The sequence below is a fragment of the Calothrix sp. PCC 7507 genome (assembly GCF_000316575.1).
In the GTDB taxonomy this organism is placed as follows: domain Bacteria; phylum Cyanobacteriota; class Cyanobacteriia; order Cyanobacteriales; family Nostocaceae; genus Fortiea.
The window spans coordinates 5,211,414-5,234,817 of record NC_019682.1; the positions used below are offsets into that span (position 1 = coordinate 5,211,414).

The window sequence follows — 23,404 nt, forward strand, 5'->3', positions numbered from 1 at the left end:
GAAATGAGTAAGCAAATATGATCTGATAAAGTAACACAGCATAATGCAAAAGTTAGTAGTGAAGATTAATATTTATGCTTCACTACTAACTTTTAGTAACTAACTCGCTAACCTAAGCCCCGACAGCTTCCTTAGCTGCGTACAGCACCTCAGCATTGATTTCCTTAAAGCCGCGATCGCGTGCAAATTTCTCGGTGTTGCGCTTGACTTTACCACGCACAAATCCGGGAATTTTGTTCAATTCTGCTTGACCATCTTTAGTCCAATTCAAGTCAGATTCAGCCGAAATTCCTTTGGTAATGACTTCTTTGGTGTCGTGACCACCAAAAATTTCCAATAGGTGATCTTCCATTCCCAAAGTAAAGGAATTGTAGATCAAATCTGTCACCTGATTTGTACCTTCGTAACCCAAGAATGGTTTGTAACCAATGGGGAAGTTTTGCACGTGGATGGGTGCAGCAATCACACCGCAAGGGATGTCCAAACGCTTACCGACGTGGCGTTCCATTTGGGTACCGAAGATGGCGGAGGGTTCGACACGGGCGATCGCGTCCCCAATTGCGCCATGATCATCAGTAATCAGGACTTCATCACAATACTCGCTTACTTGTTCGCGGAACCAGTCTGCATCATATTTGCAGTAAGTCCCAGCCCAAACAACATGAATCCCCATTTCCCTAGTCAAAATTTTGGTGAGTGCCGCGGCGTGGGTATTATCGCCAAAAACCACAGCTTTTTTCCCAGTCAAGTTTTGACAGTCAATAGAACGGGAGAACCAAGCAGCTTGAGATACATGCAAGGTTTGCTCGTTAATAAAGTCTTCGTATTCAACCTCAGCACCTTGGGCGTTAATCACCTGCTGAATCTTGCGGATACAACGGGCAGTTTCCACTACACCCATCGGGGTGATATCTACGTAGGGTGTACCAAATTGTTCTTCTAGATAAATAGCTGTTTGTAAACCCAGTTCGCGGTAAGGTAGCAAGTTAAACCAAGCGCGAGGCAGATTCTTCAATTGGTTAACTGAAGCACCTTCGGGAATTATGGAATTCACCTCAATTCCCAAGTCAGCCATCAACCGTTTCAGTTCTGTGCAATCGTGTTGGTTATGGAAACCAAGGGTAGAAATACCAATGATGTTAACTGAAGGCTTGGCAGTTTTATCTGCTGGTAGTTCGCCCCGCTTACGGGCTTTCTCGATGTAGTATTGAACGATTTGATGCAGAGTGCGATCGGCGGCTTGCAGTTCGTTGTAGCGGTAGTGGTTCACATCCGCTAGCATCACATCCCCTTTGGCTTCCAGCTGGGCACGTTCGACAAAGTTGTGCAAATCTTCTTGCAGAATGCTGGAGGTGCAAGTAGGAGTTAAGACAATTAAATCTGGGTGTTCTTCAGCATCTTTGCGGGTGATGTTGTCTACCACCTTTTCTTGGGAGCCACGGGCTAAAACGTTGCGATCAACCACGCTAGTTGTCACCGGGGTGAAGTTTCTCTCCCGCGATAGCATGGAGCGCATGACGTTAAAATAGTCATCGCCGAGTGGGGCGTGCATGATGGCATGGACATTCTTAAAAGAACTGGCTATCCGCAGTGTGCCAATGTGGGCGGGGCCAGCATACATCCAGTAAGCCAATTTCATTACTGTTTCTCCCTTTTCAACTGAAATCACACGAGTCCGATCAGGAATGGACTATAAGTGCTTGATGATTAATTAAATCGTTTCTGATTTTCTCAAAACTTGTAGCCCTGATAAAGTGGGGGCTATTGTGGGTTTTTCATGGGGTGCGATCGCTCAAACCTCTTTACTGATAGGGATTCCACCTGCTACTTTAACAACATTACTGTTGTTTAACTTAAATAAATCTTATTGTTTTGGTACATATAGCAATCCACTTTGATTTTTGAACAAATCTAAGTATCTTTAGTATCTGTAGGTAGGGCTATGCCTAGTGGTTTGTCAATTTTGTTTTGAGGGGTTTTTGGTAGTGCGGGCCGAAAAGCCCGCGTGAGCGAGACGCTCACACTACAGTCCCTCATTTCAACCCTGACAGACTACTAGGCTGTTGACTTTGTACGAAGTTAGCTAAAAATTATCATGCAATTTTTGTGTTTACCGTAGGGGCATCGGCACTGCCGTGCCCTGATGAGAACGTTAACTACGACTATGATTTTGTCTGATGCATTTTGGGCTGAAAACTCTCAGAGTCAACACCCTAAGCTATGCCTTACAAAACCTGGATATGGTGGGCAATGCCCACCCTACGTATTTTTTCAAAAATCAAATAGGAATCCTATATGAACATCCGTTGTGAAACTCTATTAGACTACCCAGCGATAGCTGAGGCGAATATATTAGCATTTAAACAAGAGAATGAAGCCAAACTTGTTGAGGAAATTCGCAATTCTGACTGCTATATTCCAGAACTTTCTTTAGTAGCAGAAATTGCAGGTGCTGTAGTCGGGCACATTTTATTTAGCTACATCGATCTGGTGGGTGAAGAAACTCTACAAGTACTTGCTCTAGCACCTTTAGCAATTCATCCACAGTTCCAAAGACAAGGAATTGGTAGTGCATTAATAGCAGCAGGGTTAGAAAAAGCAGATATCAGAGGGGAAGCAATAGTGATTGTATTGGGTCATCCTCAATTTTATACTCGCTTTGGTTTTGAGCCATCAGTTCGTTATGAAATCGAGTCTCCTTTTCCAGTTCCAGATGATGTTTTTATGGTCAAACCACTACAAAGTTATCAACCTAAGTATAAAGGAAAGGTGATTTATCCACCTGCTTTTGGTGATGTTTGATATTAATTTCTAGCCCTGAAATAAATTACTTGCTCAAAACTATACTAGAACATTATATCGCGAGGTGTAAGGGCACGGCACTGCCGTGCCCCTACAGGTGTACCTAGGTCGGCAAATGCCATAAAGTATGTTGAAATTGATATCAAGCACCAGTAGAAATATCCTACAAAAAATGCTGATTATAATATAAAAAAATCACAACTATCACGAATTATCTAAGACCTTTGCTGAAATCACACCTTGGGATTCTAGCACAGCCGCAACTCTAAGAATTAACGCTTCGTTGTGAGGTGCAGCTATTAGTTGTACACCTAAAGGTAAAGAATTTGGGCGCTGAATTGGCACTGATAAAACAGGTAAGCCGATGAAAGATAAAGGCTGGGTGAATAAACCCAAATGGGGACGGACGAGAATTTCTTCCCCATCTAAAATCATCGTTTGTTGCCCAATTAATGGGGCTGTAATTGGTGTGGTAGGGGCAAGAATTACATCTACATTTTGAAAAATTTCTCGAATGCGATCGCTATACCATCTCCGAAACCGTTGTGCTTGCAAATACCATTGACTCGGTATTAACGCCCCAGCTAAAAAGCGATCGCGTGTTGCAGCATCAAAATCTTGAGGACGCGATTTTAACTTTTCTAAATGCAGATTTGCGCCCTCACTAGCCGTAATCACAAACGCAGCCGCCCTCGCACGGTGGGCTTCTGGTATCTTCACATACTCAGTTACATCTAGCGCACGGGCAACTTGTTCTACTGCTGCTAAAGCTTCCGGTGCTGCACCTTGCACAAAATAATCACCTGCGATCGCAATTTTGATACCAGAAATATCTTGATGGAGTTGCGATAAAACCAATTCAGGAGGACGCTTAGTACAAACGGGATCTTTCTCATCCTCTCCCTGAAGCAAATCAAACACCATAGCAATATCCCGCACCGAACGGGCAAAGGGGCCAATATGGTCAAAACTGGTAGAGAATAAAGCTACCCCAGCACGAGACAAGCGTCCGTAAGTTGGTTTCAAACCCAAAACCCCACACAACGCCGCCGGCACCCGAATCGAACCATTCGTATCAGAACCCAGCGTCAACGGCACCAAACCCGCCGCCACAGCCGCCGCCGAACCACCAGATGAACCCCCAGCTACCCGCTGTAAATCATGGGGGTTGTGAGTAGCACCATAATGGGAATTTTCTGTCACAAACCCATAGGCGTACTCATCCATATTTAAAGCGCCAACCAACACCGCACCCGCTTGTTTTAGCTTGGCTACCGCCGTCGCATCTTCAGTAGCTGGAGGATTTTCGGCATTAATTTTCGATCCCGCCAGAGTTGTCAAACCAGCGATATCAAAGAGGTTTTTCACAGCGAAAGGGACACCAGCTAACACACCGGGATTGTTACCTTGAGCAATTTCGCTATCAATTCTGGCTGCACCTACTAAAGCACTTTCAGCCATCACAGCCGTGAAACAATTAAGTTCCCGATCACGTGCAGCAATTTTAGCTAACGCCGCCTGCGTAACTTCCACCGCGCTAACCCTACCTTCCCTGACAGCCGTCGCAATGGATACAGCATCATTCATGGTTCAAACACAGGTGCTACTTCAACTTCTTCTGGGATGGGGAATGAGTTGATTAGTTGAGCGATCGCCTTTATTCTCTCAAAATTCGCCACCACCCCATCCCGATACTCATCCCTGATTTGCAAATCCAGCAACAACCCCATCTGATCCACATACTCCCCCACATCAAATTCTTTACTTTCCATCTCTCCTCTTTTTGTGGCTGATTACTCCAAATTTATCACCTCTGGCGGCAACACAAAAAAACCATCTTCCCCAGATTCAAAATCAATCACCCGAAACACCGCATCAATATTCAATTCACCATAAATATGAGGAAATAATTCTCCAATCTCCGCCTCCTCATAGCGAATTTCCGGTTTAACTTGATCGGCATCAATGCAAAGAATTACCAAATCCGTTTGATTAACAAAAAACCGATTAGCAACCTTAACTAATTGTGCTTTTTTTGAACAATGGATAAAGCCTTCAGTATTGAGTGAATCAGCAATATATCTACCCAAGTCTTTTGCTTGTTCCCATTGCTGGCGTTGCGTGATGTGTAGGATGGTGTTCATGTTGCTTGCATCATTTTGCGAATATCATCTAGAGGCGATTCAGGTTCAGCCGGTTCATCAGGCTCATCAGGGCAAAATTCTAAACCTATTTTATATTGGATTTGAGTGCCAACCCTAGGATTTGATGGAGGGGGAGGGATAATTTCTGTAGATATCCTTATTCTTAGTTTTCCTGGTTTCCATCCTGTTGAACTAACTCTTAAAATCCTACAGTTTATACCTTGACCATCAAATTTCCATATAATATCTTCTATTTTAAATAGTGCTTCTGGTATGGACACCAAGTAATTAGAATTAATATGATTATGAAACTTATTTGCAAAATCTGACCGTATTAATTCTTTGAATTGGCTGACAAGATATGTAGTGTTGTTAAATAACAATACATCACTATCACATTCTAATGGTTGGAAAATTTTATTCATATTTTAATCTTCTTAGTTAATTCCAAGTAATAATGAGTTGATAATTTCAACTCATTTCTAGTATATCCAGTAGGGTGGGCAATGCCTAGGGTGTTGACTCTGTGCCTTTTTTCGGGGTAAAAGTTCATACAGTTTTTGTGTCTTCATAATCAGCCGAAAATAACATTTTTCGTTTTGAGAGTGTAGATTGACCAAAAACTTCATCTAGCCATGCTTCAACCGAAGTAAAACTAATTGTTGAGAGTGCATTTTTAACAACAGCAGTGGTTAGATCGATAGTAGATAAACAGATGGTTAGTAACATCTGACCCATCTCTTTAAATGGACAGCGGGCAGAAAAATGCTTATATTTTCCAAACAATGATTCAATGACATCAGAAGTAGCTAAAAAAGTACCATGTCCTGTGATTTTGTTACATTGAACAGCCAAGTAATCAAAAATATTCTGTTGAAAATCAGAGAGACAATTATCAAGAAATATAGATTGATTCTGCTGAAAATAGTCCAGAGATTGATGACTAAATCCTGATTGTTTTAGTTGGGCTTCAACCCGGCGTGTTAATGACACCATTTGATGCCACTTCATTACGTCTAATTCATAATCAGCTAACCATCCTAATTTATCTCTTATTTTCTGAGTAATCATCAAAGGCTCGGCATCTGGCATTAATTTTAAGAGAGTTTCTGTCGGGGCATTTAACAGATGGATTGCCCAATCTGTCAAGATTTCCACATTAAAATAACGACACTGAGAACGTTGGGAAGGAGGAGATATAAAAGATAATTCTGTCTGTTGTAGTTTTTGCCTCGAAATATTACACTTTTGAATAAATGACTGATATCTATCATCCGTATCTAACTGACATTTCAAAAGCAAAGCCATTGCATGAGTTACATCATGAGTGTAAATTAATTCCGGATATTTTTGTTGATATAGCTTGATTCCACGAGCCAAGTCGCTACCATTGTCCGCAACTATTTGCACTGGCACACCCACTCTTTTACTTATTTTATCTAGCTGGTGTTCTATGAGTTCTCCTCTGGTAGAATCCATAATTTCTAATCCGAGAATTTCCACATCTTTGTGTGACACTCCTCTTTTTTTATCAATCACATTTGACTGAAGATTCTGCTGTGAAATTCCTAAAACCACTAAAGCTTTTTGTTTCCCTAATTCCACAGTTAAATCGACAATAAATATCCAATCATCTCGATATTCTTTTTCCCTTTTTAACTCATATATCCCGATTCTTCCTAACCATTTTCTGATACATGTGAAAGTAGGATTTGTCTGGGATTCCGAATTGTTAAATAACTCAAATACTTTCTCCGCTCCTCTAAGACTTATACCGCATTTCATCAAAAGTTCTAATGATTGCTGAATTGTTTTCGCGTCATAATGGTGACCTTTGATATTTAATTCTGTAGTCTCTATGTTTTCTCCTTCGGCTGACCAATCTTCTTTTTTTCTGATGACCCTCCTTCAATATTTTGTGATTTCAGTTTTGACTCTGCTGCCAGCGCACGGTTTTTCCATTCTTCCCTTGAATCTAATAAATCTCTCACCTTTATTTCTAATGCCCTAATCTTTTTATGTCTCAATAGAGCTTTTTCTTTCCAGTTATCTCGACCTTTTTCAAATAACCTTGCTAATCTACTAACTGGGCTTTTGAACTCTTGCATTGGTTTTGACTCTGCTAGATATCAACGACATTATTATTGTATGAAATAATTTCGCCTAAAAACCAACAAAGTCAACACCCTAGGCATTGCCCACCCTACCTGTATTTCTAAAAAGACTACGTGTATTTCTATGCAAAACTTTGCGCCTTTGCGTGAGTAGAGTAATAGATTTTGTAGGTTGGGTGAAGTGCAACGCAACCCAACACCCAGATCCATGTTGGGTTTCGCTCCGCTCCACCCAACCTACCTACTTCTAATAAAAACTTTGCGCCTTCTCTACGAGACGCTACGCGAATGCGTCTATGCGTGAGATGTTTCTAGAAATTCGGTGGAATACAAACATCAGGCGCACATAAACCAGGAAATTTTAATGTTGTCACCTCAAACGTATTCAAATCTACACGACGAATCACATGATTATTAGTATCAGCAACATATAAATGAGAATTTATCACACTCAATCCCGAAGGTTCAAAAAAGCGGCTATTCTTACCTTCACCATCTTGCAAACCTGCTGAACCATCACCTAAAACTGTTTGACAATTCCTTGTACTGGGACTAACTAATTTAATTTTATGATTATAAGTATCTGCAACCCAAAGATAATTCTGAGCATATTCCACCCCCAAACAATGCTGTAAACGGACATTTTCCCCTTGTCCATCAACATCACCAAAACTAAATAAACCCCCACTACCGCAAACAGTTTTGACTTGGCGCGGTTCCACTATTCCCACACTGCGAATTGAACTAACTTCACTGTCAGCAATATATAATTCTTTGCCATCAGTTGTAATTCCACTAGGTTGAGCAAAAGCCGATTCAGTCAGTGAACCATCAACACAAGCTTCAGCACCAGTACCAGCATAAGTGTTGATAATACCAGTTTCTAAATCCATTTGCCAAATTTGATGAGGCCCCGCCATTGCGATGAAAAGATTATTTCCCACTTTCACTAAATCCCAAGGCGAATTTAGCTCAGTTTCTAAACCAGCACCGCTATGTGGATGGATATTACGGCTTTGTTTACCAGTTCCTGCAATAGTTTTAACTAACTGATGTCGCAAATCAACTCGTCGCAGGGCATGATTTTCTGTATCTGCAATATAGAGAATCTGATTTTCTTCATCAAAAGCCATTCCTTGGGGTGCAAAAAACTGTGCTTCGCTAAAATCACCATCAATAAAACCAGGTTTTCCCGTCCCAATTACATGCAGAATTTCGCCATCAAAACTACTCCTAACTAGTCGATGATGTCCTGAGTCAGCGATAAACAAACCCGATGCTGTAGCTAAGACTTTACCAGGGAAAGCTAGGGGTGTAATTAATGGTTGGCGTTGTTTTTCTAAAGTCAGGCTGAGTTCTTGAAAATTGAGCGTACCTTTTTCTTGATGTTGGTTAATTAATTTGGCAATGAACTCATCTAAAACATCACGATTTCCTTCACCAGAAACAGAAGCAATCACATAACTTTCTGGATCAATCACCACTAAGGTAGGCCAAGCACGCACTGTATATTCTTGCCAAACACGGAAATCTCTGTCAACTAAAACGGGGTGTTCAATGTCGTAACGCAGAATAGCTTGACGAATATTTTCGGTTTCTTTTTCGTTGTCAAATTTGGCGGAGTGAACGCCGATAACTGTGAGGCTATCTCGATATTTTTGTTCTAAATATTTCAAGTCTGGCAGAATATGCAGACAGTTGATACAACAATATGTCCAAAAGTCTAAAATGACGACTCTACCCTTAAGTTCTTTCAAAGATAATGGTTGATCAGTGTTAAACCAAAGGTAATTTTGTGGTAGTTCTGGCGCTCTCACGCGGGGAGTCATAAAGTATCCTTTGCTAAAATTAAAGGCTGTGTAGATTATTGGTCTTTCAAGACGCGTAGACGCACGAAGTGCGGCTTCTCGGAGACTAAAATCGCGTTTCTACATGAGGTTTTTTTTGCTCAAATGAATTGTATTGGGATATGGTGGGCAATGCCCACCCTACTTGAGGTATAATTTTTCTTTCAATCATTAGCTAGCTAAAGTTTATGAACACTGTCTATGTTTCAGATTTAGACGGTACATTACTTGCACATAATGCAATTCTTTCTTCGTTCAGCAAGAGAGTGCTTCATTGTGGGGTTACTTAGCACTCCTGACTCTCTATTTGCTATTGCCCATTCCTGACTATTTATACGCAATACTAATGATATTCTTGCTTTCTTCACCCAGATTGCTATGGTCGAATTGGATGAACAGCTACGCTGCTTAGTGTACCAAGCCTGCGAAAACCCACCTGGAAGTCCTCTGCGTCAGAAGCGGCTGACGCAAATCATTCGCTTGACTGCTAGTAGACTGTGGCGGGAAACTACTCCTTACTATCAAGACGCACTACAACAAACTTGGTTATATTTCTGCCGTAATATTTGTGAAGGTACGACAGGTCAAGCTTATGACCCGAATTATGGCACTGTTGTCACTTGGCTAAATGCTTACCTGAAACGCAGATTACAAGACTTTTACCTGAATCAGAATCGGGAACAAGCGATCGCAGTACCAATGAAACTATACCAGTCTAGCTCAGGCGAAAATAGTGATATCCTCGACCCTGTAGATAACTTAGTTGCCACTCCTGAAGCGCCGCCGATTCTCGAAAATGTCAGGGTTTGGGCTGAAGAAGATGCAGACGGAGAACTGCGCGGTACTTATGTTAAAGGACATCCATCTGTAAATTGTCAGGTGTTAATTTTGAGACGTTTGCCACCAGAAACAAGTTGGAAAGAGTTGTCTGAGGAATTCCATCTGCAAGTTCCCACTTTGAGCAGTTTTTATCAGCGTCAGTGTCTCCCACGCTTGCGAAAATTTGCTGAGTTTGAGGGGTATTTATGATGATAGGGAATAGGGGATGAATGAATTAGTTAGGTTTGGTTGGCTAGATTTTATTCCCGTCCCTAGGCGTAGGGTGATACGTCTGGTTTGTTGTTTCCTGATGGCTTTGCTGTGTATCCTGGGTTCACCTGTGTTGGCAAAAGTTCCAGGAATTAACTCTGCATCGGAACTGGCAATAAATAATGTGGATGCTGCTTCTCTATTACAACAGGGGAAAGTGCTATACGACGCTGGGAGGTTTGCTGAAGCAGTGCGGATTTTACAGCAAGCAGTCCAGGAGTACCAAAAGCAGGGGGATACTGTCAACCACGCCGTCACGTTGAGTAATTTGTCTTTAGGTTATCAGCAACTTGGTGCATGGAGTGAGGCCAAGCAAGCAATTACAGAGAGCTTGAATTTGCTCAAAGGAGAAAAAAATAGCCAAAATATACAAATATATGCTAAATCGTTGGATATTCTAGGTCGCTTACAATTGGCAATGGGACAGCCAGAGGTAGCTTTAACAACCTGGCAACAAGCAGCAGAGATTTATCAGCGATCGCAAAATTACAATGGTGTAGTGAAAACACTAATTAATCAAGCCCAGGCATGGCGATCGCAAGGATTCTATTATCGTTCTCAAGAAATTCTCAAAGAAGTAAATCAGCAGTTGCAATCACAACCAGATTCGATTGCCAAAGCTGTGGCGTGGCGATCGCTCGGTGATACTCTTTTGGTAGCGGGTGATCTCAAAGAGTCTCGCATGGCCTTAGAGCAAAGTTTGATCATTGCTCAACGTCTGCAATCAAGTGCAGAGATCGGGGAAAGTCTGTTTAGCTTGGGAAACAACGCCCGTATACAGCAGCAAAAATCACAGGCTCAAGCCTATTATCAACAAGCAGTTAAAGCATCACCATCACCATTGATCAAAGTTCAAGCGCAACTCAATCACTTCAGCCTGCTGATTGCAGATCAAAAACTGGCAGAAGCGCAAACTCTCTTACCATTAATTCAATCCCAACTAGAGCAACTCCCACCCAGCCGCCCTACTATCTACGCTCATATTAACTTTGCCCAAAGCCTGAAAAAATTGCCCAGTTACAGTTTGCAGCCTGCACGATTACTCGCCACCGCCATTCAACAAGCCCGCGATTTAGACGATAAAAAAGCAGAGGCTTATGGATTAGGGAGTTTAGGCGGTTTGTATGAGTCAACCCAACAATGGCCAGAGGCGCAAAACCTCACCCAGAAAGCATTAGTTTTAGCTCAGACGAGTAATGCCCTAGATATCGTCTATCCGTTAGATTGGCAATTAGGTAGGTTGCTTTGGGCACAAAAAAATCTTGACGGTGCGATCGCCGCATATGATGGAGCAGTGGAAACGCTGCAATTTCTGCGGCGTGACTTGGCAGCAATTAATCAAGATGTGCAATTTAACTTTCGGGATAGCGTGGAACCCGTCTATCGTCAGTCAGTAGAGTTATTGCTGCAATCCCAAACCATAAAACCACAGGACAAAACTTTAGATAAAGCACGCCAACGGATTGAAGCATTACAGTTGGCAGAATTAGACAATTTCTTTCGAGAAGCTTGCTTACTAGGTCAGAGTGTATCCTTGGATAAGGTGGTAGACCAAGAAAATCCCCACACTGCTATCCTCTACCCAATTATTCTCCCCGAACAGATCCAGGTCATTGTTAAAATTCCCCACAAACCCCTACGACATTACAGCACCAAAATTTCGCAAGCTGAAGTAGAAAAAACACTGACACAACTACAAAAACATTTAGTCAATCCCGCATCGATCATAGCTATTAAAAAGGAGTCACAACAAGTTTACAACTGGCTGATTAAACCCATTGAATCAGAATTGCCAGCGAGTCAGGTAAATACCCTAGTGTTTGTCCTGGATGGGTTGTTACGGAATTTACCAATGGCATCGCTTTACGATGGCAAACAATATTTAGTAGAAAAATATGCGATCGCTCTGAGTGTCGGGTTGCAACTCCTTGACCCCAAACCCCTATTGCGCCAGCAGATTAGGGCACTGACAGCTGGATTAAGTCAGCCCCCAGCAGAATTTTCAGACTTGACATTCCTAGCCGCTGTCAAGTCTGAAGTCAATCTCATTACCCAAGCAGGAGTATTAACCACCAGTCTGCTAGATGAGCAATTTACTCGCAAGGCATTGGAACAGAAAGTTAATACTATTCCTTTTAATGTGGTGCATCTCGCAACCCACGGACAGTTTAGCTCAAAGGCTGAGAAAACCTTTATTTTGGCAGCTGATGGCCCGATAAATGTCAAGCAATTTGACAGTCTTTTCAGCAGTCGAGACAAAATCAAACCAGAAGCAATAGAACTATTATTTTTGAGTGCTTGCCAAACAGCCGCCGGAGACAACCGTGCAGCACTCGGTTTGGCAGGTGCAGCAGTTCGCGCCGGCGCACGTAGTACCCTAGCATCCCTATGGCATATTGATGACGAATTCACAGCACTTTTTGTCGGCGCTTTTTATCAAGACCTCAAAGGTAGTACAGTCACTAAAGCCGAAGCTCTACGCCATGCACAGCTAAAACTATTGCAACATCCTAACTACAATTCACCCAGCTTTTGGTCTGCCTATGTATTAATTGGCAATTGGCTTTAACAGTGAACAGTTATCAGTTATCTGGATTCGCTAAACGCCTGACTCAACAAATCCACCAGATTTAAATGTTCTGCCCACTCTGTGAGGTAGACATAGTCCAAATTTTGTGCTTGTAACTTGAGTATCCCTAATACATCGCGCCACTGTTTTTCGGATTGGCTTCCTTTTCCCCACCACAACTTTTGCAAAATAATGTCCTCCGCCGAGGCTACCCAAAACGGAGATATGCCATCTAAATCAGGTAATATCCTGCGTGCCATTTGCGATCGCGCAAAGGGCGTAACATCAGCTATATAAAGGTCAGCATTAGCGATAGTTTCTGTGTGCGTAATATTCAGCATTCGCTCTTGCCCTTGCTGCAAATCTGCAACAGCACCTGCTGGGCAATAATATCCCGCAGTTTCCAGTGTCGTCACTAATAAATCAATTTGGTTTGGTGGGATTTCTATGACTAAATCCAAATCACGAGTTGAACGAGGTTCCCCGTGAATAGAACTAGCCACACCGCCACTGACATAATAAGGAATATTAATTGACTCAAAAATTTGATGTAGTTCGCCTGCAAGTGTAATTGAATCTTGAATCCACATAATTTCATCAACACCTTTTAGCTGGAAATCAGGAGAAAATTTCTCTGCCAACACAGCACAAGCGAATATATGACGAATTTCCTCCAAGCTAGCACCGCGATGTCGAGATTTAATTCCCGCCAAGCATAATTTCTTCACCCCACGCTCATGGGCTATGAACATCTTGATTCTCTGAGTCAGAGAAAATTCTCTGAGCCGATTAAACAAATAAATCTCAGCATTTATATTGGTATCAGCAGCTTGCGGTTGGTAATTTGTTTTTACAGTAGCGCCATCTGCAAGTTGTGTTGGTTTATGTTGTGCATTCATGTTAGTTTTTAGGTTTCCTGCAGCAGCGTCAGGTACAGCTTAATGTCAACCCGATACATCTGCGCTTTGTCTCTCCTCTTCTTACCAAGATGAGGTTTTGATATCTAATTCATGTATATAGGAACAACCATAACAGTCTTTCACTAAATCATTATTCCTGCTTATATTGCCATACCATATACCCGATTACCCAGACTGCTACTTCCCTGGGGGAAGCTATGCCGCAGGCTTTACGCTCAGTACAAGTTCCCCATTTCTTATTCCCCACAAAATGTGGCATAAATTTAGTAAATGTGGGTGATATGTACACAGCAGCATTGATCAAAAGGGACTGAACTATGACTAACACCACCTATCAGTTGGAAGATTTCGCTGTACCCTTGCCAATCACCCAAGCAGCACGCAGAACAGCTCAACAGTTTGCCAAAGAGCAGGGTAATCCTGAAAAAGCCGAACAAATTCGGTTGAATACCCTAGCAGTATGGGTAGTGAATGACTATCTACAAATGATGGATGTCACTACCGATCTCCACGCAAGTGATAGTTGGAATCCCGTGATGCGTATTTGTGCTAACGTAGCCGATCTGGAAATACCCGCAGTTGGTCGTCTAGAGTGTCGCCCTGTACGTCTGCATGATCTCGTATGTGCTATTCCTCCAGAAACCTGGGAAGAACGAGTAGGTTATGTAGCAGTGCAAATTGATGAGTCACTCCAAGAGGCAAAACTTTTGGGTTTTGTTCCCAGTGTGGCTATTGCAGAACTACCTTTAAGTCAATTGTTATCCCCAGAAGCATTTATTGATCATCTGGCACAACTGAAGCGATCGCCAATTCCCACACTGGTAAATTTAAGTCAGTGGTTTATTGGTATATTTGAGTCAGGGTGGCAGACTATTGACGCGTTGTGGAATTCTCCAGAACTCAGACCAGCTTATGGATTTCGCTCTCCTGAGCAGCTACAAGAAACACTCACTAAACGGGCAAAACTCATTGATTTGGGCATTCAAATCGCCAACAAACCCGTAATGTTGATTGTGGAAATAAGTCCCGAAGCTAACCATAAAACTAGTGTTCGCCTCCAATTACACCCAACGAGTAGTCAAGTCTACTTACCTCAAGGAGTGCAACTGACAGTTCTAGATGAATCGGGAGCAGTATTTTTGGAAGCTCAAGCCAGAAGTGCAGATAATTACATTCAATTGCAGTTTAGGGGTGATTCTAAAGAACACTTTAGGGTTAAAGTAGCATTGAATGATACTAGTATCACAGAGCAGTTTGTGATTTAAAACCTGTAGTTATTTTCCTGCCTCGTTGTACAATTTTGGATTTTGGATTGACCTCAAAGATAGATCTAGGGGCTTGAAAATTTTACCCAACAGGATTTTCGATTGATTCCACAGATAAATCTGCTGGCTCTGTACCACTAAGGAAATATTGGTCAATAGTTGGTAATTGGGGATGGTAAATTTCTACCCTGGAGGAAAGTTAAAAATTCAAGAGGCAAAATTCACATCTGAGTATTTTGAATTTTGAATTTTGCATTGGAGCTAGCGACGATCATGGGTAAGTTAGTAGTTTTAAAATTCGCACACGGTAGTTTTGAAGAAGGGTTTGCTGTCACCCTACAGATTGGTGAAGAACGCGATCGCCCCACAACAGAAATTACGGGAAAGCTCCCTCCATGTCCCGAAATGCCCCTTTACTACAGCCATTGGCAAGCTAGCTATCGAAGTTTGGGCAACTCTTATCGCCTGGATGCTGAGAAAGTACAGGTAACAAATGTGTCAATGACACAAAATTGTCATAACACCGCTCATATTTTACGGGCACGTTTCAACACTTGGTTGCAAGCGGAGGAGTTTCGTCCCTTACGGGAAAAATGGCTGGAAAGATTACAGCCTACAGACGAAGTGCGGGTAATTTTACAAGCAGAAAATAGCCAATTGCAGCGTTTACCTTGGCAACTATGGGACTTATTAGAACGCTACCCCAAGGCAGAAATCGGCTTGTCATCACCAACCTACGATCGCATTCACAAGCCACCAAAGCCAAACCAATTGGTCAACATTTTGGCAATAGTAGGTAATAGTCAAGGGATTGACACCCAGGCTGACCAAGATATCCTCCAACAGTGTACAACTGCCAATGTCAGCTTTTTAGTAGAACCACAACGTCAGCAATTAACTGACCGTCTTTGGGGGCAAAACTGGGATATTCTGTTCTTCGCTGGCCACAGCTCTAGTCATGATAATGATGCTAGTGGGCGAATTTACCTGAATAAAACAGATAGTCTCAGCATCAACGAGTTAAAATTTGCTCTGAAAAAAGCGATTGAACGTGGTTTACAACTAGCAATTTTTAATTCCTGTGATGGGTTGGGACTGGCGCGAGAACTAGCTGATTTACAAATTCCCCAGATTATCGTCATGCGGGAACCAGTACCAGACCAAGTTGCACACGAATTTTTAAAGTATTTTCTTGATGGATTTGCTGCCGGTGAATCCTTATACCAAGCAGTGCGCCAAGGACGGGAACGCTTGCAAGGGTTGGAAGATAAATTTCCCTGCGCCACATGGCTCCCAGTAATTTGCCAAAATCCGGCGCAGATTCCCCCCACTTGGGAGGAGCTAACAAGTACGAAAAGACAAGACATCCTAGACCTCCCAACCCCTGCTAAACGCCGATTTCAGGTAGCTTTGTTTTCTAGTGTCGCGATCGCCGCTTTAGTCTGTGGAGTCAGGTTTTTTGGACTACTGCAAAGCTCAGAATTGCAAGCCTTTGACCACATGATGCGATCGCGCCCTAATGAAGGGCCTGATCAGCGCTTGCTGGTGGTGACAATTGACGATGCTGACCTAGCATTTCAACGCCAAAAAGGTGAGATTTTAAAAGGTACTTCCCTCTCTGACAAATCTCTCCAACAACTTTTAACCAAACTAAAACAATATCAACCGCGTGTCATTGGCTTAGATATCTACCGTGATTTTTATGCCGAACAACCAAATTTAACCCGGAGTCTCCAGCAAACTGAAAACTTGATTGGTGTATGCAAGGGAAGTGATACAGTCGAGAATACCAAAGGTATTGCACCACCACCAGAAATCCCTAAAGAAAATCTGGGCTTTAGTGATTTTATTCACGATGCTGATGGGGTTGTCCGTCGCCATCTGATATTTATGAACCAGGAAGCTGCATCTTTGTGTTCTGCACCCTATGCACTCAGTATGCAAGTCGCATTCCGCTATCTACAGCCTCTAGGAATTCAACCCAAATTCACTCCTCAAAGGAATTTACAACTAGGTAATATTATTTTGCCACGCCTGTCGTCTCACGCTAGTGGTTATCAAGGCATTGATGCTCATGGCGGTCAAATCTTACTTAACTACCGTTCCACCAGAAAAATTGCCGAACAGGTGACACTCACACAGTTTTTATCTAATCCGATCAGTTCCAGGGCTGTCAAAGACAAAATTATTCTGATTGGTGTGACTGCAAAGGGTGATTTCCCAGACTACTGGGCGACTCCCTACGGAAATCTGTTACCCGAGCAAATGCCTGGGGTGTTGCTGCAAGCACACATGGTCAGTCAAATACTCAGTAATGTCCTGGATGGGCGGCCATTGCTGCGGGCTTGGTCACCGTCGATTGAGGTAGTCTGGATTGGGGGCTGGTCTTTGCTAGGAGGAATACTAGCTTTATCGTTGACTTCGCTTTCTAGATTAGCCTTAGCAGTGAGTATGACCTCTGGTGTGCTGTATGTATGCTGCTTTGGTTTATTAATTTGGGGTATTTGGGTGCCGTTTGTGCCGTCAGTTTTATCGTTGCTAGGGACAGTTGGTGTGATTTCCATCCAAAACTCACAATTCAAACTGCCAAATTCAAAGTTAATCACGAGGAATATTTAAGGCTTCACAAGTATTCTGACAGTAGTCTGTCTCAAAAGTTTTGAGAGGTTCGTAGTCAGCACTTTAGTGCTTAAAAAATCAAGGACTAAAGTCCTTACTACAAACACGTATGACCCTCAAAATTAAGGCGACAGACCACTAAACTTTATCCACTGATTTTTTATGAGTTCTGTATGAAACTATTTTTAGCATTAACCCTTGGCTGCACTAGTTTACTGGTTAGCCAAACCTCCCTACTAGCAACACCAGATCCACTCAGTTCCTACCCTGGAAATTTAATCAGTCTTGACACAAAAACGTTGGAAACACCTCCACCTCCACCACCTCCACCACCTCCACCAGATGAACCACCACCAGGAGGGCGTGTTCGTGGTGGAGCCAAGCGGGGTTCTTGTCCAGCTGATACAGTGAAACTCACAGCTTTGGTGCCCTTTACCCAGCCAGCGCCCTCGGAAACAAATGTTTGGGGATTGACAACAGCCCAGCACCCAACCTTATGGTTTTATGTGCCCATTTCCCAAAATTCCGCTCATCCATCTGAATTTGTCCTGCAAGATCAAGATTCAAATCCCATTTACCAGCAAGATATCACTCTACCAAATCAGCCAGGGGTCATTGGCATTACGCTGCCTACTAACGCTCCCTCCTTAGCACTGAATCAGCGATACCGCTGGTTTTTCACCATCTATTGCGATCGCGAAAAACAATTACCGCCAATGTATGTTGAAGGGGTAATCAAACGAGTTAATCTGAATCAGGCAGCCGCCGAGCAGCTAAGAACAGCCCAACCTCTACAGCAATTTGCTATCTACGCTAAAAATGGCATCTGGCACGAAGCCCTGACAACTCTAGCAACACTGCGTCAAAAAGATCCGCAAAATGCAGCACTGCAGTCACAATGGCAGGATTTCCTCACCAGAGCCGGTTTTGGGGAAGAGGCGAAACAGCCAATTATTTCTAGGGAATAGGGACTGGGGACTGGGGAATGCACTTCGACTTCGCTCAGTGCCCAGGGAATTGGAAATTGGGAATGAGAGAATAACTCTTGACAAATGACAAATGACAAATGACAAATCCCCGCCAAATAGCTTTTATCGCCCTACGAGAAGTTCAAAAGGGAGCTTATGCTGATGTTGCTCTTGATCGATCGCTGCAAAAAGTCAATTTATCTCCTCAAGACCGCCGTCTGGCGACAGAATTAGTCTATGGTAGCGTCAGAAGACAGCGCACCTTGGATGCCCTGATTGACCAACTCGCCACCAAGAAATCTCATCAACAACCCCCAGACCTCCGTGCCATTCTTCATCTAGGCTTATATCAACTGCGCTATCAAGAGCGGATTCCACCTTCGGCTGCAGTGAATACCACTGTCGAATTAGCTAAGGAAAACGGCTTTTCAGGACTTACAGGTTTTGTAAATGGTTTGTTGCGGCAATATATCCGCCTGGTGGAAGAGCGAGGGGGAGATGATTGTTTAAAATTGCCAGAAAATCCGGTGGAACGCTTGGGGATTTTGCACAGTTTTCCTGACTGGATTATTCAAGTATGGTTAGAACAACTGGGTTTTGCCCAAACAGAACAATTGTGTGTGTGGATGAACCGATCGCCCACAATTGACCTACGGATTAATCCCCTCCGCACTAGCTTAGAGGCTGTGGAGATGGCTTTGCAAGCTGCTGATGTCTTTGTAAAGCGTATTCCCTATTTACCGCAAGCTTTGCGATTGATTGGTAGTAGTGGCCCTATTCCCAATCTCCCTGGTTTCCAAGAAGGTTGGTGGACTGTACAAGATAGTAGCGCCCAGTTGGTGAGTCATTTACTCGATCCGCAACCCGGTGAGGTAGTGATTGATGTTTGTGCTGCACCGGGGGGGAAAACAACTCACATTGCTGAGTTAATGGGGGATTCGGGAAAAGTTTGGGCGTGCGATCGCACTGCTTCTCGTCTGCGTAAACTCCAAGAAAATTCGCGACGGCTAAATCTGCAATCTATTGAAATTTGTACTGGTGACAGTCGCCATTTCTCACAATTTTACAACGTTGGCGATCGCGTCTTATTAGATGCACCATGCTCTGGCTTAGGCACTCTGCACCGTCATGCTGATGCTCGTTGGCGACAGACACCAGAGGCGATCGCCGAACTTGCCAAACTACAGGCAGAGCTAATATCACACACATCAAAATTTGTCAAGAAAAATGGTGTATTAGTTTACGCCACCTGTACCCTGCATCCAGCAGAAAATGAAGGTGTGATTTCAGCTTTTCTAGCCGCACATCCTGATTGGGAAATCGCGCCTCCCAGCCTAGATTCACCTTTAGCTAACTACTGCACCCCTGAAGGCTGGCTAAAAGTCTGGCCCCATCAACAGGACATGGACGGCTTTTTTATGGTGCGCTTAAGAAAAACTAATGATTACGGGTGAATACTGTTTAGGACTGTACCATTTGATGGAGGTTTGAATCTCCCAGAGGATGCAGCATGGTTAGTCATTCTAATGTGAAAAACTTAGTTAAAATCCTGATTGGCGCGGCTTGGATTGATGGCAGAATCCAGCCAGAAGAACGGCAATATCTGCGTGAAATAGCGCAAGCAAAAGGATTAGCCACAGATCCAGAGATTAAGCCTTGGTTGTACGAATTGGTTCCCGTACAGCCAGAAGAGTGCTATCAGTGGGTAAAAGAATATCTAGGCGATCGCCCTAGCGTTGAAGACTGCGAAAATCTGATTGAAGCCATTAGTGGCTTAATTTACAGCGATGGTGAGGTGGCGACGGAAGAAGCAAAACTCTTGACAAAATTACAAGAGTTAGCCCAAGTCAATGACCCAACCCAACCAGCTCCTACGCTACTGCTCAAACAAATTCAAAAGCTTTACCGTCGTTGGGTAGACGTTCAGAATTAACCAGGTTAAAAAGTAAAAAGATAAAAGTAAAAAGTAAAAAGAAAATTCCCATAAATTTATCTATGGGATTTGATAAGAATGTGTAAGAAAGTAAAAAGACCATTTCTTTTGCTTTTTAACCCTCCGCTCCTCCTAGCGGAGACGCTGCGCGTAGCTTGCTTCCCCGTAGGGGTACGCTCAAAGACAAGCTTTTTGCTTTTGCCTTATCTGTGACCATTTTTCTTTTTCTTTCTTTTGCCTTTTAACTTTTTACTTTTGCCTTTTAAGACTTCGGTTCACCCAGACCCGGAGTTTCTTCTTTATCAATTTTAGGCACAAAATCAGGACGCTCTTTACTTTCCCAACCGGCAGGACGCTTAGAGTTGTACCAAGCAATGGAACCAATGGTGACAGCAGCAATAAAACCAACTATGTAGACCAAAGTGAAAGCATAAGGAAAGTGGGAACTATCAAATGTTGGTGATGCTGCTTGCATGAATAAATGCATGAGTATATTCCCCCAATTTATTAGCACTACTTAACAAAGTATAAAACGATCGCGTAATTTACATCCCCCGCAAGTTTGACTCGCTTCGCGTGTCAGTTATCAGTTTGTTAACTGTTCACTGATAACTGTTCACTGATTACTGAGAAGACGGACTAGGTTTGAGCCTCTCTCGCCAAGAAGGCTGACTTGGTGCAGAGCCAGAAGAACCAGAATTTCTATTCCTTTCGGGAGATGACGAGTCACCTGATTCTACTCTTCTTCGCCGCCGTGGACGAGATTCTGAGGAGGAGTCACTCCCGCTAGATTCTTGGCTACGATACCGCCGCCGTCTTCTAGATGAAGATGATTCATCATCTTGCTCTCGATAACGCCTTCTGCGTCTGGAGGTGTTTTCTTCTTGTTGCTGTTCGTCATCATCAGAGGCAGCAGCCTTATTTAAAATGCGTTTAGGTTTAAATGGCTCGGCTTTGATGCTACCTTTGCGACCATCTAACTTAGGTCGTGTGGGAAACTTTTCTACAGGTAACTCTTTAACCGCTTTTTCCATAAATTCATGCCAGGTGTAAGCGGCGCTACTACTACTACCATAGGTAGGACGGTTGTCGTCGTTACCCAGCCAAACTCCTGTCACCAGTTGGGGAATATAGCCAATAAACCACAAATCACGGGCTTCGTCGGAAGTGCCTGTCTTCCCAGCCACGGCTCTATTATCTAATTGAGCGGCACCACCTGTCCCCTCTGTCACAACGTTGCGTAACATCCAAGTCATGATAGCGGCACTTTCAGCGTCGAGTGCCCGCTTTAACCGAAAATCAGCTGACCAAACTACCTCGCCCCGACGATTGAGGATGCGGCGAATACCATGAGGTTCTATGTGTAATCCTTGAGTGGCAAAACTGCCGTAAGCGCTGGTTAACTCTAGTAGATTGACTTCGTTGGAGCCGAGAGCTAGGGAATAGGTAGGCTTGAGTTCTGATTTTATACCCATGTCATGGGCAAGTTTCATCGTTGGCTTAAACCCAACATCAATCAACACCTTCACCGCCACTATATTAACAGAGCGGGTAAGGGCATCTCGCATGGTCATGGAACCACGGAATTTTTCACTGTAGTTTTTTGGTTCATAACCATCGACGACAAAAGGTTCATCAAGGTAGCTGTCGTAGGGGCTTTTACCGCTAGCGATCGCTGTAGCATAGACAAAGCCTTTAAATGTTGATCCTGGCTGACGCTGTGCCTGGGTAACGCGATTAAACTGGTTTTTGCCAAAGTCTTTTCCCCCCACCATCGCCTGAATTTCGCCATTGCGGGGATCAATCGCTACTAAAGCTGCTTGCTTAAAATTCTCCCAACGGCCTTGATTGCGGAGGGTTTTGGCAACTGCGGCTTCTGCGGCTTTCTGCCAAGTCGGGTTGAGGGTAGTTTCTACCACTAAACCCCCACCAGCTAACACATCCGGAGAAACATATTTTGGTAATTCTTTTTGAATGTAGGACGTAAAGTAAGGAAAATCTACTTGCAGTCGTTTGGGAAAACTACTTTTGATCACTAGTGCTTCTTGACTTGCTGCTTGCCTTTCGGCGGCTGTAATTACCCCATCTTCTTGCATTCGCTGCAATACCAGATTCCGTCTTTGTGTAGCGGCTTCGGGATTCTTATCTGGGGCGTAGACACTAGGGGCTGGTGCTAATCCCGCGATGGTGGCCATTTCTGGCAAGGTGAGTTGATCCACCGTTTTACTAAAATATACCCACGCAGCATCTGCTACACCATAAGCCCCAGATCCCAAGTAAACCAAATTCAGGTAACGCTCCAGAATTTGGTTTTTGGTCAATTCCTGCTCCATTTTTTGCGCCAGGCGGACTTCTTTAACCTTACGCCAGACTGTTTTTTCTTGTTTCAGGAAGAGAATCCGGGCTAGCTGTTGGGTAATAGTGCTACCACCTTCGACTACGTTTTGCGATCGCAAATTATTCCAAACTGCTCTGACAATCCCTTGAGGATCAACTCCACTGTGTTGCTCAAACCTTCTATCTTCTGAAGCAATGAAAGCTTGTTTCAGTTTATCTGGGATTTGCGCTAGCTCGATGTTTTCTCTGCCGATTTCTCCTTGCTGTTGTAGGATCGTGCCATCGATAGCTTTAATAGTCAAAGTTTGCTGTCGCACGACGGCGTTTAGTTCAGCCTTATCCGGCAAAGTCTCATCTATTGACCTAATACCATAACTTACGGCAATAATTCCACCACTTAAACCCAAGCCTGCCCAAAACCACAGGCGACGATAAAAAGGTTTATCGCTGCTGGAAAACTTGGCCACTAGCCCAGATGAAACGCGTTGCATTCGGTTGAGTAACTGCTTCGCCTTCACCAGCTTTGTTGGCGGTAAGTTCTCATTGGTTGATTCTTCATTACTCATGATAATTACCGGGTGGCAATCGCGGTTTCTCCTTGTCAGAGTTACTTAAGTTAGTTGTGCTTTGGTTGAACCAGCAGGTCAGCTTCCCCACATTAGTTCCTTGATCAAATTAGTTGACACCTAACCACCGGGATAAATTTGGGGGTTAGAACACCATGTTTGTGTTGTTATAATATCCCATAAACAATTAACTGAATTCACTACAAAAGAATGTTTTTTTTAGGATTTGTT

At 43.3% G+C, this 23,404-nt stretch carries 19 protein-coding genes; 8 read left to right on the top strand and 11 right to left on the bottom strand.

Annotation, left to right across the window (positions count from 1 at the left end; genetic code table 11):
- Positions 1 to 112 precede the first annotated feature (112 nt).
- Positions 113 to 1,639 carry a ferredoxin:protochlorophyllide reductase (ATP-dependent) subunit B gene (gene bchB, locus CAL7507_RS22340; RefSeq protein WP_015130756.1) on the bottom strand — a complete coding sequence of 509 codons (1,527 nt, stop codon included), beginning with the start codon at positions 1,637 to 1,639 and terminating at the stop codon, positions 113 to 115.
- 656 nt (positions 1,640 to 2,295) lie between these two features.
- Between bchB and CAL7507_RS22345 the strand changes: the two genes are divergently transcribed.
- Positions 2,296 to 2,802 carry a GNAT family N-acetyltransferase gene (locus CAL7507_RS22345; RefSeq protein ID WP_015130758.1) on the top strand — a complete coding sequence of 169 codons (507 nt, stop codon included), beginning with the start codon at positions 2,296 to 2,298 and terminating at the stop codon, positions 2,800 to 2,802.
- A gap of 204 nt (positions 2,803 to 3,006) precedes the next feature.
- Here the strand turns inward: CAL7507_RS22345 and CAL7507_RS22350 are convergent, their stop codons facing one another.
- The 7 genes from CAL7507_RS22350 to CAL7507_RS22380 all read right to left on the bottom strand — a co-directional run bounded on the left by CAL7507_RS22350 (position 3,007) and on the right by CAL7507_RS22380 (position 8,889).
- On the bottom strand, positions 3,007 to 4,389 hold the full coding sequence (locus tag CAL7507_RS22350; RefSeq protein WP_015130759.1) for an Asp-tRNA(Asn)/Glu-tRNA(Gln) amidotransferase GatCAB subunit A: 1,383 nt from the start codon (positions 4,387 to 4,389) through the stop codon (positions 3,007 to 3,009).
- The gene (locus tag CAL7507_RS22355; protein ID WP_015130760.1) at positions 4,386 to 4,574 is read right to left on the bottom strand and encodes a DUF4089 domain-containing protein; all 189 of its coding nucleotides are present in this window, start codon (positions 4,572 to 4,574) and stop codon (positions 4,386 to 4,388) included. The genes CAL7507_RS22350 and CAL7507_RS22355 overlap by 4 nt, the downstream gene beginning before the upstream one ends.
- 21 nt (positions 4,575 to 4,595) lie before the next feature.
- Positions 4,596 to 4,946, bottom strand: a complete 351-nt coding sequence (locus CAL7507_RS22360; protein ID WP_015130761.1) for a DUF952 domain-containing protein — start codon at positions 4,944 to 4,946, stop codon at positions 4,596 to 4,598.
- Positions 4,943 to 5,371 carry a KGK domain-containing protein gene (locus tag CAL7507_RS30230; protein ID WP_015130762.1) on the bottom strand — a complete coding sequence of 143 codons (429 nt, stop codon included), beginning with the start codon at positions 5,369 to 5,371 and terminating at the stop codon, positions 4,943 to 4,945. The genes CAL7507_RS22360 and CAL7507_RS30230 overlap by 4 nt, the downstream gene beginning before the upstream one ends.
- 124 nt (positions 5,372 to 5,495) lie before the next feature.
- Complete coding sequence (locus CAL7507_RS22370; protein ID WP_015130763.1) at positions 5,496 to 6,731, bottom strand: hypothetical protein; 1,236 nt, start codon at positions 6,729 to 6,731, stop codon at positions 5,496 to 5,498.
- Positions 6,732 to 6,802: 71 nt separating this feature from the next.
- Complete coding sequence (locus CAL7507_RS22375; RefSeq protein ID WP_015126937.1) at positions 6,803 to 7,054, bottom strand: hypothetical protein; 252 nt, start codon at positions 7,052 to 7,054, stop codon at positions 6,803 to 6,805.
- A 317-nt stretch (positions 7,055 to 7,371) separates the two neighbouring features.
- Positions 7,372 to 8,889 carry a thioredoxin-like domain-containing protein gene (locus tag CAL7507_RS22380; RefSeq protein WP_015130764.1) on the bottom strand — a complete coding sequence of 506 codons (1,518 nt, stop codon included), beginning with the start codon at positions 8,887 to 8,889 and terminating at the stop codon, positions 7,372 to 7,374.
- Positions 8,890 to 9,285: 396 nt separating this feature from the next.
- Here CAL7507_RS22380 and CAL7507_RS22385 point away from each other — a divergent pair, with 396 nt between their 5' ends.
- Together CAL7507_RS22385 and CAL7507_RS22390 are read left to right on the top strand one after the other, a co-directional pair.
- Positions 9,286 to 9,936 carry a hypothetical protein gene (locus CAL7507_RS22385; RefSeq protein WP_015130765.1) on the top strand — a complete coding sequence of 217 codons (651 nt, stop codon included), beginning with the start codon at positions 9,286 to 9,288 and terminating at the stop codon, positions 9,934 to 9,936.
- 16 nt (positions 9,937 to 9,952) lie between these two features.
- On the top strand, positions 9,953 to 12,565 hold the full coding sequence (locus CAL7507_RS22390) for a CHAT domain-containing protein (RefSeq protein ID WP_015130766.1): 2,613 nt from the start codon (positions 9,953 to 9,955) through the stop codon (positions 12,563 to 12,565).
- A gap of 17 nt (positions 12,566 to 12,582) precedes the next feature.
- On the opposite strand, the gene CAL7507_RS22395 is transcribed toward CAL7507_RS22390, so the two are convergent.
- Complete coding sequence (locus tag CAL7507_RS22395) at positions 12,583 to 13,464, bottom strand: hypothetical protein (protein WP_015130767.1); 882 nt, start codon at positions 13,462 to 13,464, stop codon at positions 12,583 to 12,585.
- A 338-nt stretch (positions 13,465 to 13,802) separates the two neighbouring features.
- Here CAL7507_RS22395 and CAL7507_RS22400 point away from each other — a divergent pair, with 338 nt between their 5' ends.
- The 5 genes from CAL7507_RS22400 (at position 13,803) to CAL7507_RS22420 (ending at position 20,270) form a co-directional block, all read left to right on the top strand.
- Positions 13,803 to 14,750, top strand: a complete 948-nt coding sequence (locus tag CAL7507_RS22400) for a DUF1822 family protein (RefSeq protein WP_015130768.1) — start codon at positions 13,803 to 13,805, stop codon at positions 14,748 to 14,750.
- 273 nt (positions 14,751 to 15,023) lie between these two features.
- Complete coding sequence (locus tag CAL7507_RS22405) at positions 15,024 to 17,369, top strand: CHASE2 domain-containing protein (protein WP_015130769.1); 2,346 nt, start codon at positions 15,024 to 15,026, stop codon at positions 17,367 to 17,369.
- A gap of 173 nt (positions 17,370 to 17,542) precedes the next feature.
- Positions 17,543 to 18,337, top strand: coding sequence for a DUF928 domain-containing protein (locus CAL7507_RS22410; RefSeq protein WP_015130770.1), 795 nt, complete (start codon positions 17,543 to 17,545; stop codon positions 18,335 to 18,337).
- Positions 18,338 to 18,435: 98 nt separating this feature from the next.
- The gene (locus tag CAL7507_RS22415) at positions 18,436 to 19,791 is read left to right on the top strand and encodes a 16S rRNA (cytosine(967)-C(5))-methyltransferase (protein WP_015130771.1); all 1,356 of its coding nucleotides are present in this window, start codon (positions 18,436 to 18,438) and stop codon (positions 19,789 to 19,791) included.
- Positions 19,792 to 19,847: 56 nt separating this feature from the next.
- Positions 19,848 to 20,270 carry a TerB family tellurite resistance protein gene (locus CAL7507_RS22420; protein ID WP_015130772.1) on the top strand — a complete coding sequence of 141 codons (423 nt, stop codon included), beginning with the start codon at positions 19,848 to 19,850 and terminating at the stop codon, positions 20,268 to 20,270.
- A 262-nt stretch (positions 20,271 to 20,532) separates the two neighbouring features.
- On the opposite strand, the gene psb35 is transcribed toward CAL7507_RS22420, so the two are convergent.
- Both psb35 and CAL7507_RS22430 read right to left on the bottom strand, forming a co-directional pair.
- Positions 20,533 to 20,757 carry a photosystem II assembly protein Psb35 gene (gene psb35, locus CAL7507_RS22425; protein WP_015130773.1) on the bottom strand — a complete coding sequence of 75 codons (225 nt, stop codon included), beginning with the start codon at positions 20,755 to 20,757 and terminating at the stop codon, positions 20,533 to 20,535.
- Positions 20,758 to 20,893: 136 nt separating this feature from the next.
- Positions 20,894 to 23,173, bottom strand: a complete 2,280-nt coding sequence (locus CAL7507_RS22430) for a transglycosylase domain-containing protein (RefSeq protein WP_015130774.1) — start codon at positions 23,171 to 23,173, stop codon at positions 20,894 to 20,896.
- Positions 23,174 to 23,404: the final 231 nt, after the last annotated feature.

Excerpts from the sequence above, each read along its gene's own strand:
- CAL7507_RS30230 (WP_015130762.1), bottom strand. The coding sequence starts at position 5,371 with ATGAATAAAATTTTCCAACCATTAGAATGTGATAGTGATGTATTGTTA.
- CAL7507_RS22345 (WP_015130758.1), top strand. The coding sequence starts at position 2,296 with ATGAACATCCGTTGTGAAACTCTATTAGACTACCCAGCGATAGCTGAG.
- CAL7507_RS22410 (WP_015130770.1), top strand. The coding sequence starts at position 17,543 with ATGAAACTATTTTTAGCATTAACCCTTGGCTGCACTAGTTTACTGGTT.
- CAL7507_RS22360 (WP_015130761.1), bottom strand. The coding sequence starts at position 4,946 with ATGAACACCATCCTACACATCACGCAACGCCAGCAATGGGAACAAGCA.
- CAL7507_RS22380 (WP_015130764.1), bottom strand. The coding sequence starts at position 8,889 with ATGACTCCCCGCGTGAGAGCGCCAGAACTACCACAAAATTACCTTTGG.
- psb35 (WP_015130773.1), bottom strand. The coding sequence starts at position 20,757 with ATGCATTTATTCATGCAAGCAGCATCACCAACATTTGATAGTTCCCAC.
- CAL7507_RS22370 (WP_015130763.1), bottom strand. The coding sequence starts at position 6,731 with ATGAAATGCGGTATAAGTCTTAGAGGAGCGGAGAAAGTATTTGAGTTA.
- CAL7507_RS22420 (WP_015130772.1), top strand. The coding sequence starts at position 19,848 with ATGGTTAGTCATTCTAATGTGAAAAACTTAGTTAAAATCCTGATTGGC.
- CAL7507_RS22430 (WP_015130774.1), bottom strand. The coding sequence starts at position 23,173 with ATGAGTAATGAAGAATCAACCAATGAGAACTTACCGCCAACAAAGCTG.
- CAL7507_RS22405 (WP_015130769.1), top strand. The coding sequence starts at position 15,024 with ATGGGTAAGTTAGTAGTTTTAAAATTCGCACACGGTAGTTTTGAAGAA.
- CAL7507_RS22415 (WP_015130771.1), top strand. The coding sequence starts at position 18,436 with ATGACAAATCCCCGCCAAATAGCTTTTATCGCCCTACGAGAAGTTCAA.
- CAL7507_RS22350 (WP_015130759.1), bottom strand. The coding sequence starts at position 4,389 with ATGAATGATGCTGTATCCATTGCGACGGCTGTCAGGGAAGGTAGGGTT.
- CAL7507_RS22390 (WP_015130766.1), top strand. The coding sequence starts at position 9,953 with ATGAATGAATTAGTTAGGTTTGGTTGGCTAGATTTTATTCCCGTCCCT.
- bchB (WP_015130756.1), bottom strand. The coding sequence starts at position 1,639 with ATGAAATTGGCTTACTGGATGTATGCTGGCCCCGCCCACATTGGCACA.
- CAL7507_RS22395 (WP_015130767.1), bottom strand. The coding sequence starts at position 13,464 with ATGAATGCACAACATAAACCAACACAACTTGCAGATGGCGCTACTGTA.
- CAL7507_RS22385 (WP_015130765.1), top strand. The coding sequence starts at position 9,286 with ATGGTCGAATTGGATGAACAGCTACGCTGCTTAGTGTACCAAGCCTGC.
- CAL7507_RS22400 (WP_015130768.1), top strand. The coding sequence starts at position 13,803 with ATGACTAACACCACCTATCAGTTGGAAGATTTCGCTGTACCCTTGCCA.
- CAL7507_RS22355 (WP_015130760.1), bottom strand. The coding sequence starts at position 4,574 with ATGGAAAGTAAAGAATTTGATGTGGGGGAGTATGTGGATCAGATGGGG.
- CAL7507_RS22375 (WP_015126937.1), bottom strand. The coding sequence starts at position 7,054 with ATGCAAGAGTTCAAAAGCCCAGTTAGTAGATTAGCAAGGTTATTTGAA.